Origin of the sequence: Bradyrhizobium sp. HKCCYLRH1030 (genome assembly GCF_051168395.1) — a bacterium.
In the GTDB taxonomy this organism is placed as follows: Bacteria; Pseudomonadota; Alphaproteobacteria; order Rhizobiales; family Xanthobacteraceae; genus Bradyrhizobium.
Map to the genome: position 1 here is coordinate 25539 of NZ_JBNPUY010000017.1, position 13083 is coordinate 38621.

The 13083-nt window shown below is 64.0% G+C and carries 15 protein-coding genes and 1 tRNA gene; 5 read left to right on the forward strand and 11 right to left on the reverse strand.

The features are described 5' to 3' along the window. Nucleotides 1–247: 247 nt before the first annotated feature. Entirely contained in the window at nucleotides 248–754 is a 507-nt protein-coding gene (locus ACQR1E_RS31855; protein ID WP_434845264.1) for a hypothetical protein, read from the reverse strand. Nucleotides 755–925: 171 nt separating this feature from the next. Between ACQR1E_RS31855 and ACQR1E_RS31860 the strand changes: the two genes are divergently transcribed. After that, entirely contained in the window at nucleotides 926–2443 is a 1518-nt protein-coding gene (locus tag ACQR1E_RS31860; protein WP_434845265.1) for a hypothetical protein, read from the forward strand. Between the two features lie 257 nt (nucleotides 2444–2700). Here ACQR1E_RS31860 and ACQR1E_RS31865 read toward each other — a convergent pair whose 3' ends face one another. From ACQR1E_RS31865 to ACQR1E_RS31880, 4 genes are all read right to left on the reverse strand, one after another. Beyond that, nucleotides 2701–3042, reverse strand: coding sequence for a hypothetical protein (locus tag ACQR1E_RS31865; protein ID WP_434845266.1), 342 nt, complete (start codon nucleotides 3040–3042; stop codon nucleotides 2701–2703). Nucleotides 3043–3081: 39 nt separating this feature from the next. Further along, on the reverse strand, nucleotides 3082–3402 hold the full coding sequence (locus tag ACQR1E_RS31870) for a hypothetical protein (protein ID WP_434898001.1): 321 nt from the start codon (nucleotides 3400–3402) through the stop codon (nucleotides 3082–3084). 941 nt (nucleotides 3403–4343) lie between these two features. Beyond that, a tRNA-Leu gene (locus ACQR1E_RS31875) sits at nucleotides 4344–4428 on the reverse strand. A gap of 135 nt (nucleotides 4429–4563) precedes the next feature. After that, entirely contained in the window at nucleotides 4564–4812 is a 249-nt protein-coding gene (locus ACQR1E_RS31880) for a FliM/FliN family flagellar motor switch protein (protein ID WP_315717718.1), read from the reverse strand. A gap of 65 nt (nucleotides 4813–4877) precedes the next feature. Between ACQR1E_RS31880 and lipB the strand changes: the two genes are divergently transcribed. Beyond that, the gene (lipB, locus tag ACQR1E_RS31885) at nucleotides 4878–5600 is read left to right on the forward strand and encodes a lipoyl(octanoyl) transferase LipB (RefSeq protein WP_315754767.1); all 723 of its coding nucleotides are present in this window, start codon (nucleotides 4878–4880) and stop codon (nucleotides 5598–5600) included. 2 nt (nucleotides 5601–5602) lie between these two features. On the opposite strand, the gene ACQR1E_RS31890 is transcribed toward lipB, so the two are convergent. Continuing rightward, a complete protein-coding gene (locus ACQR1E_RS31890) occupies nucleotides 5603–6028 on the reverse strand; it encodes a tautomerase family protein (protein WP_316196166.1) in 426 nt (141 codons plus the stop codon). Nucleotides 6029–6136: 108 nt separating this feature from the next. On the opposite strand from ACQR1E_RS31890, the gene ACQR1E_RS31895 reads away from it, so the two are divergent. Next, nucleotides 6137–6994, forward strand: coding sequence for a LysR family transcriptional regulator (locus ACQR1E_RS31895; RefSeq protein ID WP_316196168.1), 858 nt, complete (start codon nucleotides 6137–6139; stop codon nucleotides 6992–6994). A gap of 59 nt (nucleotides 6995–7053) precedes the next feature. Further along, nucleotides 7054–8100, forward strand: coding sequence for an AraC family transcriptional regulator (locus ACQR1E_RS31900; protein ID WP_434898002.1), 1047 nt, complete (start codon nucleotides 7054–7056; stop codon nucleotides 8098–8100). A gap of 16 nt (nucleotides 8101–8116) precedes the next feature. Here the strand turns inward: ACQR1E_RS31900 and ACQR1E_RS31905 are convergent, their stop codons facing one another. The 3 genes from ACQR1E_RS31905 to ACQR1E_RS31915 are packed head-to-tail and all read right to left on the reverse strand — an operon-like array spanning nucleotide 8117 to nucleotide 10786. Further along, entirely contained in the window at nucleotides 8117–9553 is a 1437-nt protein-coding gene (locus ACQR1E_RS31905) for a TIGR01777 family oxidoreductase (RefSeq protein ID WP_434898003.1), read from the reverse strand. After that, nucleotides 9550–10209 (reverse strand): DUF4166 domain-containing protein, encoded by a 660-nt coding sequence (locus ACQR1E_RS31910; RefSeq protein WP_315827875.1) that lies wholly within the window; start codon nucleotides 10207–10209, stop codon nucleotides 9550–9552. The genes ACQR1E_RS31905 and ACQR1E_RS31910 overlap by 4 nt, the downstream gene beginning before the upstream one ends. A 16-nt stretch (nucleotides 10210–10225) precedes the next feature. Then, nucleotides 10226–10786 (reverse strand): GbsR/MarR family transcriptional regulator, encoded by a 561-nt coding sequence (locus ACQR1E_RS31915; protein ID WP_315717711.1) that lies wholly within the window; start codon nucleotides 10784–10786, stop codon nucleotides 10226–10228. 148 nt (nucleotides 10787–10934) lie between these two features. On the opposite strand from ACQR1E_RS31915, the gene ACQR1E_RS31920 reads away from it, so the two are divergent. After that, entirely contained in the window at nucleotides 10935–11744 is an 810-nt protein-coding gene (locus ACQR1E_RS31920) for a class I SAM-dependent methyltransferase (protein ID WP_315717710.1), read from the forward strand. Between the two features lie 24 nt (nucleotides 11745–11768). On the opposite strand, the gene ACQR1E_RS31925 is transcribed toward ACQR1E_RS31920, so the two are convergent. Both ACQR1E_RS31925 and ACQR1E_RS31930 read right to left on the reverse strand, forming a co-directional pair. After that, nucleotides 11769–12071, reverse strand: coding sequence for an acylphosphatase (locus ACQR1E_RS31925; RefSeq protein ID WP_315717709.1), 303 nt, complete (start codon nucleotides 12069–12071; stop codon nucleotides 11769–11771). After that, on the reverse strand, nucleotides 12068–12934 hold the full coding sequence (locus ACQR1E_RS31930; RefSeq protein ID WP_315754776.1) for an isocitrate lyase/PEP mutase family protein: 867 nt from the start codon (nucleotides 12932–12934) through the stop codon (nucleotides 12068–12070). The genes ACQR1E_RS31925 and ACQR1E_RS31930 overlap by 4 nt, the downstream gene beginning before the upstream one ends. Between the last annotated feature and the right edge of the window lie 149 nt (nucleotides 12935–13083).

A 13083-nucleotide genomic window follows, 5' to 3' on the forward strand; every position in this document is an offset into this window, starting at 1 on the left:
GACGTGAAGACTTGTGGTTGGTTCTGGCACTTCCCAACGAAAACAATGCGTTACGTTGTCTAAAGGCTTTCTCCGGTCCTTGATACATTTGGGCTTTTTGCCGGTTTGTCTAAACGGCCGAGTGGAAATTACGTCAGCAGCGAGCCGGTCGCTGCCGGCCGACGCGCTAGCCGTTGGCTGTTGGTGGCTGCGCAATTCGCGGTGCAACCATTAGAGACGCGCAGTGCGCCGCCTCCACGCGCTGAATCTAGTAGTTCACCCAAAGGCGATTTCCACCACGGATTGCCAACGTCACTGCTGTAAGAAGCTCGACAAAATAATGCTCGAAGTCGTCGATCACAAAGACAGGATCGCCGGCCTGTCTGGGATAGCGGTGCCAAAATTCTTCGTGCGCCTTACTCAACCGATCAATCTCGGACCGAGCAAGCGGTCCAATGCTCAGCCCGAGTCCAATCGCTTCGGTCATCAGAGCGGAAATGTCATGCCCAAACGGGCGACTTCTCAGCTCTGGAACAGTGCGTCCCCGCGCCAGTAAGAATGCCTTCAATGCCAGCTCGATTGCATGGCACAGCATGAAATATCGTGGCCAGCTTACTGGTATGCCTGACGGGCCTTCCCGTGGCAGATCACGGAACGCTTTGAGAAACTCCTCCGCCAGTTCTAGATGCTGGAGGTGCACAAGCGGATTGACCGGAGCCACTTGCTTCGGAGCCGCCTTCTTCGTTTGGGAAGCACTCTTCACACGTTTCGACATGGATGTCATCCCACGACGGCGATCGTACTCCTGACGCCTGCCATTTGGGTAGCTGCCGCCGCCCGAGCGCAGCAAGCGTGTGTGGATAAGTGTCGAAATCTTCAGCAGACATCATGTCAAAAAGAGAAACTTCATCGTCGATCGACCCTAAGTCGTAATTTGCGGTGGAAGATGGCACGTCAAAGAACGACCGTAGCCCGAACCTTTGCGCCGATCCATTTCGAGGACTTGGACCCGCATCGCTTCGAGGACTTGGTTCGGGAGCTAATCTACGATTTTCGCGACTGGCAGAGCATTGAGGCCACCGGCAGGAGTGGTGACGATGCTGGGTTCGATATTCGAGCGTTTGAGAAACAGCCCCAATTGGCTTCAACCGACGCCGACGACGAGGAAGCGTCCGTTGATGCGCGGCATCCAATGGAGGGGCCGCGATGGATGATTCAAGGTAAGCGCGAAAAGAGCCTCAGCCCTTCCGACGTCAAAAAAATATTGCGAGACGTTGATCCGAATGACCCGCCGTATGGTTACATCTTGGCTGCGTCCGCCGTATTCTCAAAGAAGTCATATGATATCTTTCGCGACGAGCTTCGCGCGAAGGGAGTGATGGAATTCTATCTCTGGGGACGTGCAGAGCTAGAAGACATGCTCCATCTGCCAAAAAATGATAGAATCCTGTTCACATTTTTTGGCATCTCTCTCGTAAGCCGCCGTCGATCACGGATGACCGAAATCCGGGCCGCGGTGAATACCAAGAATAAGCTCTACAAAGCCCTTGGCGATCCTCTCCACGAGCTAGGCAAAGCCGTTCTCATTCGCGATATCAACGACACCCATTATCCGTTTGAGGATGAGTACCCCGACTTCAAGAGACGACCTCGCTGGATCGAACAGACGGTTGAGATACATCATCCGAATGGCCTTCTGATTGAGAACCAAGAGTACTACGCTTACGTGGACAAAGAAAAAAAGGAGTGGGACTATTCCAAACACGCCAATATTCTAGCTCAGATGCGATCGAAACTTTCCGAGGAAGATCGGGAGGAACACTGGAAAGAGCGGCAAGATGTGCTTGCTGTCTGGAGTTTTCTTCCAAGGGCAAAGCAAGGCACTTTTAAGATAGGTGGTCTTTTGCCGTACGCTGATATCATATTCGTCGATCCCAACGGGGACGCCCAATACAATTGCCCGCATCTGTACGCGGAATTTACAGATGCATCAGGTCCATATTCCGGGTTCTACGAACGGTTATTTCTAAAGAGTGAACAAATAAGCTTAGATGATTCATGGCGTCGGATTGAAGTGTTTCCGAAGACTTTCTCTCGTCTCGGTTTAAAGGAAAGCCAGCGACGCCAGAGCGAAAAGATCATTCTTGATTCCGGAACGCTCAAAGGCATAAACGACTACTCAACTACTTTAGACACGCTGATCGCAGTAGACGATCGGTACAACTTTTTGCAACAGCGCGATATCGTAGAAATCGCGAATTCGGCTAGACAGACTAATGATCGAGATAGCGCCGTGGTGGTCCGGTACATTCATAGAGGTCGTCTCGCAGATTATCTCAAAGACCAGAACGACCGGTATCGCGTGCGGGAGACTGCTAAACGTCAAATAGGCCGACAAGTCGACGATGAAGAGCAAGTAACAATTTTGGAAGTCGATTTTGCTTACGTGAGGGACGAAGAGTAATTCGATCGCGCGAAACTTGTCAGTTCCTCCGGTCCCTCGGCGCCATCAAAGCCTTCGGCCTTCTGCGCCAGACCTCGCGATAGAGCAAGAGCGCACGTCGATCCAGCTCATTCATGCAACAAGCGGAACTGTTTTACCCACGTGGGTAAAACGAAGTCCGTTCGGGGCTACATGTTCGCGGCCATCGAGCGTGACGCCTGACAGATCTCGAGCAAGATCATATCGATGAGGTTGGTTCTCGTGGTTGGCCTCGGTGATCACGGCATGGACCTCGCATCGAGCCCAGCCCTCAGCGCCCGTCGCCAAGCCTGCGTTAAACCCCAGTCGATGAACATGCCGTGCGCGGACGACAAATAGTCCGGCGGTGAACCGTCGAGCGCGGGATCGAGCACGCTGGCGCAGTGTGGCGGCAGCCTCAGCAAGGTCCAGCACAGGTGCTTGTCAAGGGCGAGGTATTCGGCCCGCCGGCCACCTCGCGCCTCCCACCGCTGATCATCGCGGGCCTGCAGCATCTCGCAGCCGGTCGCGAACAACGCGACCATCTCGATTGTAAGCTTAGGGGTCCTCGCGAACTGCGGCGCCCTGCGCTTGGTGCTCATACGTCTTGACCGGGTGGACGACCGGCGCCGCGCACCGGCTCAAGGCCGAGGCCAAGCTGGGCCACTACCTTGGCACCGAACGCTCGGCTCTGGATTTCGGATCGCAACAACGGATGATCGCGCAAAAAACCTGCGGCGGTGACCGATCATCAGTCCTTCGCGCTTGATGGCCTCGGCGCAGTCCTCAGCGCGGTCCAGAGCGGCGCAACCGAGCCGCGACAGCTCCAGCGAGGGGCCGTCGTCGATCTGGTACTCGGACAGCACCGTGGTCCACAGCCGCTTGCCATGGCTGCCAAGGGGAGCCGGCGGTTCCGGTACGGCTCCAGACGCGGTGACCAGCGTCAACGGCTTGGTTTTCATAGGTTTTCTGACTCCAATAATGGCAGCTCACAAAAGCAAACGTTGGGGCGCCGCCGCGCTCGGGACCTGAGCGATCCTGACAATGGGGAAGTGCCCCCGCCCCCCCCTGAAAGGAACTTCACCCATCTGTTCGTCGTGGGTTCTCATTGCATCCGCCTCGACAGCGGCGGCGAGTCGATGACCTTGCTACGATCGGCGCCGTTCTCGACGATCTGGAGTCGCAACTTAGTCATGCACGATCTTCACGGGCCGTGCCCCGGCCCGCTCCGACTGGCGCCAACGCTGGGCACGCGTCGCTGCGGGGTCCCTTGCCCTAGCAACGTCACTGCGGCGGAGTCGGGGCGCGCGGCGCGACGGGTTCCATCAGGCGTAATCAAGCTGATTCGGCCCTATCCATAACTTCTGAATAAATTAATTATGTTGCTATTTTTCAGAATACGTGTTTGTGTATCGCCATCCTGGACCCGCCGAGAGGGGCGCTTCGCGATCGTCACGAGACGTGGGGTCTGGGGATGCGGTGGCCGCAGGCGTGCTGCAGCGGGCTCACGGGCTCGCCGACGAACGGCAGGTTTGCGGACGTGAAGACGCGTGGTCCTGGCGCCCCGATGCTGGCGCCAAGTCGTCGGGCGATGATCCCGAGGGCGACGGTGGCTAAAGAGCCGGACACCGGGGAGATCGCGACATAAGCGTGAAAGCCATCGCGCGGGGAATGCCGGGATGTCTCGGCTGAACCTGTGGTTCCTGCCGCCTGCATTTTTTTCGCAGGCGGGCCATGGGTGCGGCCAGCGCCCGGCATTCCCCGCGCCCTCTCATTCTCGAGGGCGGAACGACCGGCACAACTCGGACGCCATCGCGCCGCGGGATCGCAGCCCATCGCCCGAACGAAAGGCGCGAGGCCGGAACAAACCGCAAACAGATTTGAAGTTTTGGGGAGAGAGGGATGGTGCGCTCGGAGGGACTCGAACCCCCACGGTGTTACCCACTGCCACCTCAAGGCAGCGCGTCTACCAATTCCGCCACGAGCGCGAAGAAGAAGCCGGAGCCAGAGGAAGGGCGGCACCGGATCAGTGGCGCCCGTGTATCAAATCGATGTCGGGGGGACAAGGCCCGCCCTGCCCTAAAATACCGGATTGTGGACGGTTTTGGCTTGGCCGGGGCGCGCTATCGCGACGTCGGCGTCGGCGAGCGCGGCAGCATCTGCTTGACCTCGACCGCGATGCGGTTGCGGTCGACCAGCACCACCCCATTTGCGATCGGCAGATTGTTGGCGAGCACCTTGACGTCGTCGGCCTCGGTGGCGTCCAGCTCGATGATGGCGCCGCGGGACAGGCGCAGAACCTGGTGGATGGGCATGGAGCAGGTGCCGAGAACGACCATCAGGTCGACTGTCACTTTATCGAGGGTTGACACTGCAGGACCACCGAAGTCACGACTGGATTTTCGTTGCCCAGACATCACCATGTTGTGGTTAGCCAATGGTTAACAGCCGCGAAACACTCGACCTGACCACCTTTGCTGGCCCCCCCGGCAACGCCGTGGCGTGGCGCATCTCCGATTCGCTGATCGACTACGCCCAGGCCACCGAGTTCATGGAGGCGCGGGCGGCCGCGATCGCCGCTCACGAGGCTGCGGAGATGGTCTGGCTGCTCGAGCACCCGCCGGTCTACACCTCCGGTACGTCGGGCAAGGCCGAAGACCTGCGCGATCCGCGCTTTCCGCTGGTGCCGACCGGGCGCGGCGGCCAGGTCACCTATCATGGGCCCGGCCAGCGGGTGGCCTATGTCATGCTCGACCTCAAGCGGCGCCGGCCGGATGTGCGAGCCTATGTCGCGGCGCTCGAGGAGACCATCATCCGCACCCTCGATGCCTTCAACGTGCGCGGCGAGCGGCGCGAGGATCGCGTCGGCGTCTGGGTCAAACGGCCCGACAAGGGCGAGGGCCATGAGGACAAGATCGCCGCGATCGGCGTGCGGCTGAAGCGCTGGGTCACCTTTCACGGCATCGCCATCAATGTCGAGCCGGACCTGTCGCACTTTCAGGCCATCGTGCCCTGCGGCGTGACCGATCCGCGCTACGGCGTCACCAGCCTGGTCGATCTCGGCCTGCCGGTGACGCTCGCCGATGTCGACATCGCGTTCCGGCAGGCGTTCGAGAGCGTCTTCGGCGCCGTCAGCGTCGCGCAGCCGGAGACGGCATGAGCTCACGCGGCGCCCTGCTGCGGCGGCACGAGCTTCGCCGCGACATAGCGGCGCTCCTGGCTCAAGCCACCGAAGCCGTAGGCATCCGCCTTGACCTCGTCGACATGAAGGTAGGTCTCGTGATGCAGCGGGCCGATCAGCTCGGCCATGCGCGCGAACACCGCGGCCAGATAGGCGGCCTTCTCGTCCTTGGTGTTGGTGCCCTCGCTGACGTGAACGTCGATCCAGTAGCTGGCAAGCCCCTGCTCCGCCAGCGAGGCGCCGCCGGCGAACCAGTCCGCGGCATCCGCTTCCGAGACGATGACGGCGGTGACCTTGGGATCCTTGCGCAGGATCCGCGCCGTCAATTCGGTGACGGCGTCCGCGATGGCCTTTTTCAGCGACGGCGAGCGGCGCTGGCTGGCATAGACGATGTTGATCAATGGCATGGTTGGCTCCCGGTATCCAGCGCGTGACTGCGCCTCGACAGCAAAGCTAGCCGCGCGCCTGTCATTTTGGTATCTTATCGGGATGGATATCAATGATAACGATCGCATATGACAGCCACGCTCGACATCGCGACCGTCCGCGCCTTTCTGCTGGTGAGCGAGCTGCACAGCTTCACCCGGGCGGCCGAGACGCTCGGCACCACGCAGGCTGCGGTCAGCCTGAAGCTGCAGCGCCTGGAAGCGCTGCTCGGAAAGCGGCTGGTCGAGCGTTCGCCGCGCGCGGTCCGGCTCACCGCCGACGGCGCGGCCTTCGCCGAGAACGCCCGCGCGCTGGTTGCCGCACATGACATCGCGCTGACCGGCGCTCCTCGTGCCCGGCCGCTGTTGTCGCTGGGGATCAGCGATCACGTCGCCGGCCCCGAGCTGGTGCCGATGCTCGAGCAGTTGCATGCTGCCATGGCGGACCTCGTCCTGTCGGTCAGCATCGGCTTCTCGCGCGACCTGCTCGACCGCTACGATGCCGGCAAGCTCGACGCCGTGATCGTCCGCCAGGAGGCGAGCCGCCGCGGTGGCGAGGCGTTGATCACGGACGAGTTCGGCTGGTTCGCAGCTCCCAGATTTCGTCTGCCGGCGGCCGGCACGCTGCCGCTCGCCACGCTCGCGCCGCCCTGTGGCGTGCGCAGCATTGCGGTCCGCGCGCTCGAGCGCGCCCGAATCAGCTTCAGCGAGACGTTCGTCGGCGGCGGAGTGACGGCCGTTGCGGCCGCCGCGCGGGCCGGTCTTGCGATTGCGCCGCTGGCCCGCCGGATCGCGCCCAGCGGACTGATCGATGTCGGAACGGATCTCGGCCTGCCCAAGCTCGGCCGCTCCAAGGTGATGCTGCATGCGAAGGCGGGCGATGCGGCCAAGCGCGCAGCCTTGCGCACGCTGGCCGCAGCATTCCGAAGCGCCGCGATCTCGAAGTAATTGACGCCCGCGGAGCCTGATGTAGCATGGATGAATAATCGGAGTTCAGGAGCAGCGGCTTGAACCGTCTCTTGACCGCAGCTGACCTCGTCAGCGCCCCAGCAAAGCCGAGCCCGGCCTCGACCGGCGCGACCGGCCTCGAACCATTGCATCGCCACGCGCTGATCCGAACCTCGAACGCCGACGTGCTGCGCGACCTCGCGGGGCGCCGGCTCGGCGCCGAGCGCGTCGACTTCAGGAACGCCGAGCGCTTCGAGGCGATCGTCAACCTGATCGAGCTCGAGACCATCGGCCTCGCGTTCGGCACCACGACCTGCGACATGGTCTGCGACCATCGCGCCGCCGATTTCATGAGAGTGCAGATCGCCCTGAAGGGACGCGCGGTCAGTTGCACTCCCGGCGAGGCGACCGACGTCAATGAGCATCAGTTCGCAGTCGCGCCGGCCGGCGTGCCATGGCAGATGGCGTGCCAGGGTGGCCATCGACGACTGACTCTGCGGCTCGATCCGCAGGCGCTGCGACGGCGCCTGACGGCGCTGGTCGGCGTGCAGCCGCGCGCCGACTTTACGATCGACCCTGCCGTTCCGACCGCCGATCCGCAGGCCCGCAACCTGATGCGGCTGCTGGATTTCCTGACGACCCAGCTCAACGAGCAGGATGCGGCGTTCCCCGCCGCGGTCTATCGCGAGCTGGAGGATGCGGTGCATGTCGCCTTCCTCTGCGCCAGCCGTCATCGTTTCCGCGACACGCTCCTGGATCCCTCCCCGATGCCGGACTTCGGCCTGGTCAAGCGGCTCGAGGACTATATCGAGGCGAACTGGCGCGAGCCGATCACGATCGAGCGCCTGGCGCGCGAAGCCGGCGTCAGCGCCCGCTCGATCTTCCGTCTGTTCGAGCGCGTGCGCGGCTATTCGCCGATGGCCTTTGCCAAATCGGTGCGCCTGCGGCGCGCCCACGATATGCTGCGCTCCGGCGATCCCGAAATCACGGTGGCAGCGGCCGCTGCCGCCTGCAACTTTGCCAATGCCGGACACTTCGCCCGCTACTACCGCGCCACGTTCGGCGAGCTGCCATCGGCGACGATGGCACGCGCCGAGCAACCGTGACGCTTTTTTCGACCGCTCACAGGATGGCTTCGAGCGCGCTACGCAGGCTCTGATGCCGGAACACGAAGCCGCTCGACAGCGCCTTGTTCGGCACCACGCGCTGGCCGCCGAGCAAAAGCTCCTCGGCGAAGTCGCCGCCGATCCGGCGCAGCAGGCCGGCGGGGACGCGCAGCAGCGCCGGACGCCGCAGGCAGCGCGCGAGTTCGGCGGTGAAGGCGAGATTGCGCACCGGCAGCGGCGCCGTCGCATTGACCGGCCCGGTGATGGCGTCGGTCGCGATCACATGCGCGATCAGCCGAACGAGATCGTCGCGCTCGATCCAGGACATCCATTGCAGACCGGAGCCGAATGGCCCGCCGAGGCCGAATTCGAACGGCGTCAGCATCCGCGCCAGGAAGCCACCGTCGCGGCCGACCACGAGCCCGATCCTCAGCAGTGCGACGCGGACGCCGTGCGCTTCGGCACCGCGAGCCGCTTGCTCCCAGGCGTCGCAGAGGTCATGGCTGAAGCAGGCATGCGACTTGGCGGATTCGGTCAGCGGCTGGTCCTGCCACAGGCCGTACCAGCCGATCGCCGAACCGTTGACCAAGACCTTCGGCTTGCGGTCGAGCCGCGCAATCAGGGATAAGACGGCTTCCGTCGTAGCCAGCCGGGACTGCAGGATCGTCGCGCGCCTGGCCGCGGTCCACGGCGCATTGCCGATCGGTTCACCGGCAAGATTGACGATCGCGTCGACACGGGTGTCGGACGCGAGCTGATCGAGATTGGTGATCAAGGTCAGCGGCGCCGGCAACATTGCGGCCTTGGCCGGGTCGCGGACCAGGGCGACGACGTGATGACCGGCCGCGGCGAGACCGGCCGTCAGCCGCGCGCCGATGAAGCCGGTCGCGCCGGTGATGAGGATGGTCTGCGCCGGCGGCAGCGCCGCGACCAGCCCGGCCGCATCCGGCTGCGACATCCGCGCAAGGCGCCGTGCCGCGGTGAAGTCGCGCAGGCCGCACAGGGCAGCGCCAACCGCGGCGGCAGCCGCAATCCAGCTCAGCAAGCCGGCAAAGGCCAGCACGATCGCCGAGGGCTGCATCGCCCAGCCGATCAGCAGCGGCACCAGCAGCATGAGGATCGCGCCGTAGTTGATGGCGAGCAGCGTGTGATTCACGCGTTCGCTCGGCGGCAGCTTGCGCGTCAGATCCTCCTCGACGAAATCGGTCAGGGTGATGCCGATCTCGGCCACGAGCACCGCGAGCACGAGGATTGCGAACAATCCATGCACCTCGCACCAGCCGATGACGGCGAACAGCAGCGCATAGAGCATATTGCGGACGCCGTGCAGCTTGAGCTCGCCCCGCTGTGACGGGCGCCAGGCCAGGCGCTCGGTGAACTCATGGTGATAGACGGTGTCGAACACGCCCATCACGATCTGAAGCGCAATCAGGGACCAGAGCAGCGGCGTCATGGTGCGGACTCCCGGAACATTGCGCTCTGGCGGATGATGCGCCCGAAGCGCGGATGGATGATCTCGAGCGAGAAGCGAAAGACGCCGCTGCCGAGATCGGAATGGGTGACGGTGAGGTCGCCGGGCGTGAGCCATGCCGGCAGCGCCCAGCGCCGCCCCGCGAAGTCGAACGTGTAGCCGGCGCTATGGAAATGAAGCGCGCCATCGGCGACGCCGACGCGCAGGCTCATGCTAAGGCCCCAGCCGAGATATTCCTCGAGCCCCGTCGGACCGGCGAAGCGCTTGGCGGAATGGATCACCTGCGGGAAGCCATGCGGGCGTCCGCAGATGCGCGTCCAGATCTGGCCGCCTCTCGCCGCGTCCTCCGTCACCGCGACGATCATCGGCACACCGATGTCTGCGTGCGTCGGCAGCGGCCCGCCGATCAGCCGCGCCAGATGCGCGAACCAGAAGCCGGCACGACTGATCTCGGCCTGATCGACCTCGCCGACATAGACGACGGTCGCGCCGTCGGCGAGTTTCTTGGAGAAGCGGCGCCAGATCGATACCGGCAGCCGCCCCCAATCCTCGGCGGACAACAGCGCACGAAACCTGTGATCGTCATGAAGCCGGGCGTTGGAGGGCGTTGAAAGTCCGAGATGTCCCATGGTCACCATGACGCCCTCCGCTCATCTACGACCTTGATCTTCCCGACGGCAGCAGATTTGCGATCTTCTCGCCGAGCTTGATCAGCGCGACGAGACGCGGCCGCGGCACCTTCAGCATCTGCACGTACCAGCGGTCGACCAGCTCGGTGAACGCCAGCATGTCTTTCAGCCGCCTGGCTGCGACCGTGCTGATCGCGGGATCGCCGGTCGCTTCCGCGACGCAGGCGCGCAGCGCAGCGATCGCGGGATCGATCTCGCGCTCCTTGCGGCCGGCCGCGATCCGCTGTGCGACCTCCCAGATGTCGGTCTCGGCCTCGAAATGATCGCGGCGGTCGCCGAGGATCGGCACGCGCCGGATCAAGCCCCAGGCGAGCAGCTCCTTCAGCGAGTTCGAGACATTGGAGCGGGCCATGCCGAGCGTGTCGGCGATGTCCTCCGCCGTCATCGGCTTCTCGGCGAGGTACAGCAGCCCGTGGATCTGGCTCACCGAGCGGTTCACGCCCCACCGGTCGCCCATGTCGCCCCAGTTGAGGATGAAACGCTCGACGGCGGGCGGAAGTTTTCGATGACCTGTAATTTCTGTCATGACAGAAATATCTGACGTACGAGGATGAATGTCAAGAGACCCGCTCTTGAACCGGGCTGGGGGCTGGCCCGACGGATGTTACGGCGCCCATTTTGCGCCTGCCGACCGCCCGGTTCCCCGCCTGCCCCCTCTGCAACAGGAGCAAGCCATGACGGCATCCGACAAGGCGTTCACTGGATCGATCCCACAGATCTACGATCAACTGATGGTCCCCTTGATCTTCGTGCCCTATGCGCTGGACCTCGCGCGGCGCATCGCGGCGTACCTGCCGCGCGACGTGCTGGAGACGGCGGCGGGCACCGGCGTGGTTACGCGGGCCCTGCATGCTCAACTGCCGCCGGAGGTCCGGATCACCGCCACCGACCTCAACGAGCCGATGCTCGCGCAGGCGAAGACCCATCTCGCCGCTGCGGACCGCATCGCATTTCATCAAGCCGATGCGCTGGCCCTGCCCTTTGCCGACGCGAGCTTCGATGCCGTCGCATGTCAGTTCGGCGCGATGTTCTTCCCCGATCGCGTCAAGGGCTATGCGGAGGCCCGCCGCGTGCTCAGGCCCGGCGGACGTTTCGTCTTCAACGTCTGGGATCGGATCGAGGAGAATGAAATCCCTCACGTCGTTCACGAGACGTTGCAGCAGGTCTTCCCCGAAAGCCCGCCGCAGTTCTTCACCCGGACTCCGCACGGCTATTTCGATGCCGGGCGGATCGAGGCCGATCTGACCGCAGCGGGCTTCACCGACATCGCGATCGAGACGGTGACGCATCGCAGCCGCGCGGCGTCGCCTCAGGACCCGGCCACGGCATTTTGCCAGGGCACACCGATGCGCGGCGAGATCGAAGCACGCGGCACGCCCGGCCTCGCCGCCGTGACGCAGGCGACCGCGGACGCGCTGGCGCGCCGGTTCGGCAACGGACCGATCGAGGGCCGCATCCAGGCGCTGGTGATCTCGGCGGGGTGAGCGGCGGGCTCGCGCGCCGTGTCGTTAGAGCGTCGGCAACACGGAGAACGCCTCGCCCGGCCGGCGCGGTTTGAGCTGATCGGCCGTCGCCGGGTTTTCCATCACGGCATCGACATGCGCTGCTGGCGGTCCCTCGCGGCAGGCTGCCAACACGGCGGCAACGTCGTCCGAGGGACCCGCGAACAACGCCTCGACACTGCCATCGGTGCGGTTGCGGACCCAGCCTTCGAGGCCGTTCAGGATGGCCTGGTCCTCGACCCAGGCACGATAACCCACTCCCTGGACGCGGCCGCGCACCAAGACGTGGACGATGGCGCGATCGATCATGATCCGAGCCCCAGAAAATCGCGCAGGCGCTTCTTCACATCCGCCTCGCGCATCACGCGTGCCGTCAGCTCCGCCGACGGCAGCCCCTTGAGCTGCTTCGGCGAGGCGCCGTCGCGGAGCGCCTTCAGCGTCTCATACACCGCCTGCGTCGCCGCGGCGATCGGCGCATGGCCCTGTAGCGCGACGCGGACACGGCGCGAGGCGAGATAGCCGAGATCGGACATCTCCTCCGGCGCGCCGCCGAGCACGATCGGCAGCGTCGTCGCCGCCGCGACCGCATCGAGTTGGTCGCGCGCGGTAATGCCGGTGAAGAACAGGCCGTCGACGCCGCAGGCCTCATACGCCCTGGCTCGCGCGATCGCGTCGTCGAGCGAGGTGATGGAAACGGCGCCCGTCCGTCCCAGGATGGCCAGCGCGGGATCGTCGCGGCGATCGAGCGCGGCCTTCACCTTGCCGACCCCTTCGGCAAGCGAGATCAGTTGCGGCTTCGCTTCGCCGAAAGCCTGCGGCAGCAGGGTATCCTCGATGGTGAGACCCGCGGCACCGGCCGCTTCCAGTTCCTGCACCGTGCGGCGCACGTTCATCGCGTTGCCGTAGCCATGATCGGCATCGACCAGCACCGGCAGCGCGGCAGCGCGCGACATTCGCCGCATCTGCTCGGCCAACTCCGTCAGCGTGATCAGCGCGATGTCGGGGTCGCCGAGCACGGCGAGCGAAGCAGCCGAGCCGCCGAACATGCCGAGCTCGAAGCCGAGGTCCTCGGCGATCCGGATCGAAATCGCGTCGTATACCGATCCCGGATGGATGCAGCGATCGCCGGCGAGGATCGCACGGAGCGCCTCTCGACGTGCACGGAAAGTCATCCTCGCCTCCTCTCTCCCGTCATTGCGAGGAGCCAACGGGTCCGCACAAAGCGCGGCCCGATGACAGGCTCCGCGACCAGGCAATCCGGAGTCGTCTCCCGAGCCCCGGATTGCTTCCGCCTTCGCCTACAGGCTTCGGCGGACAAAGT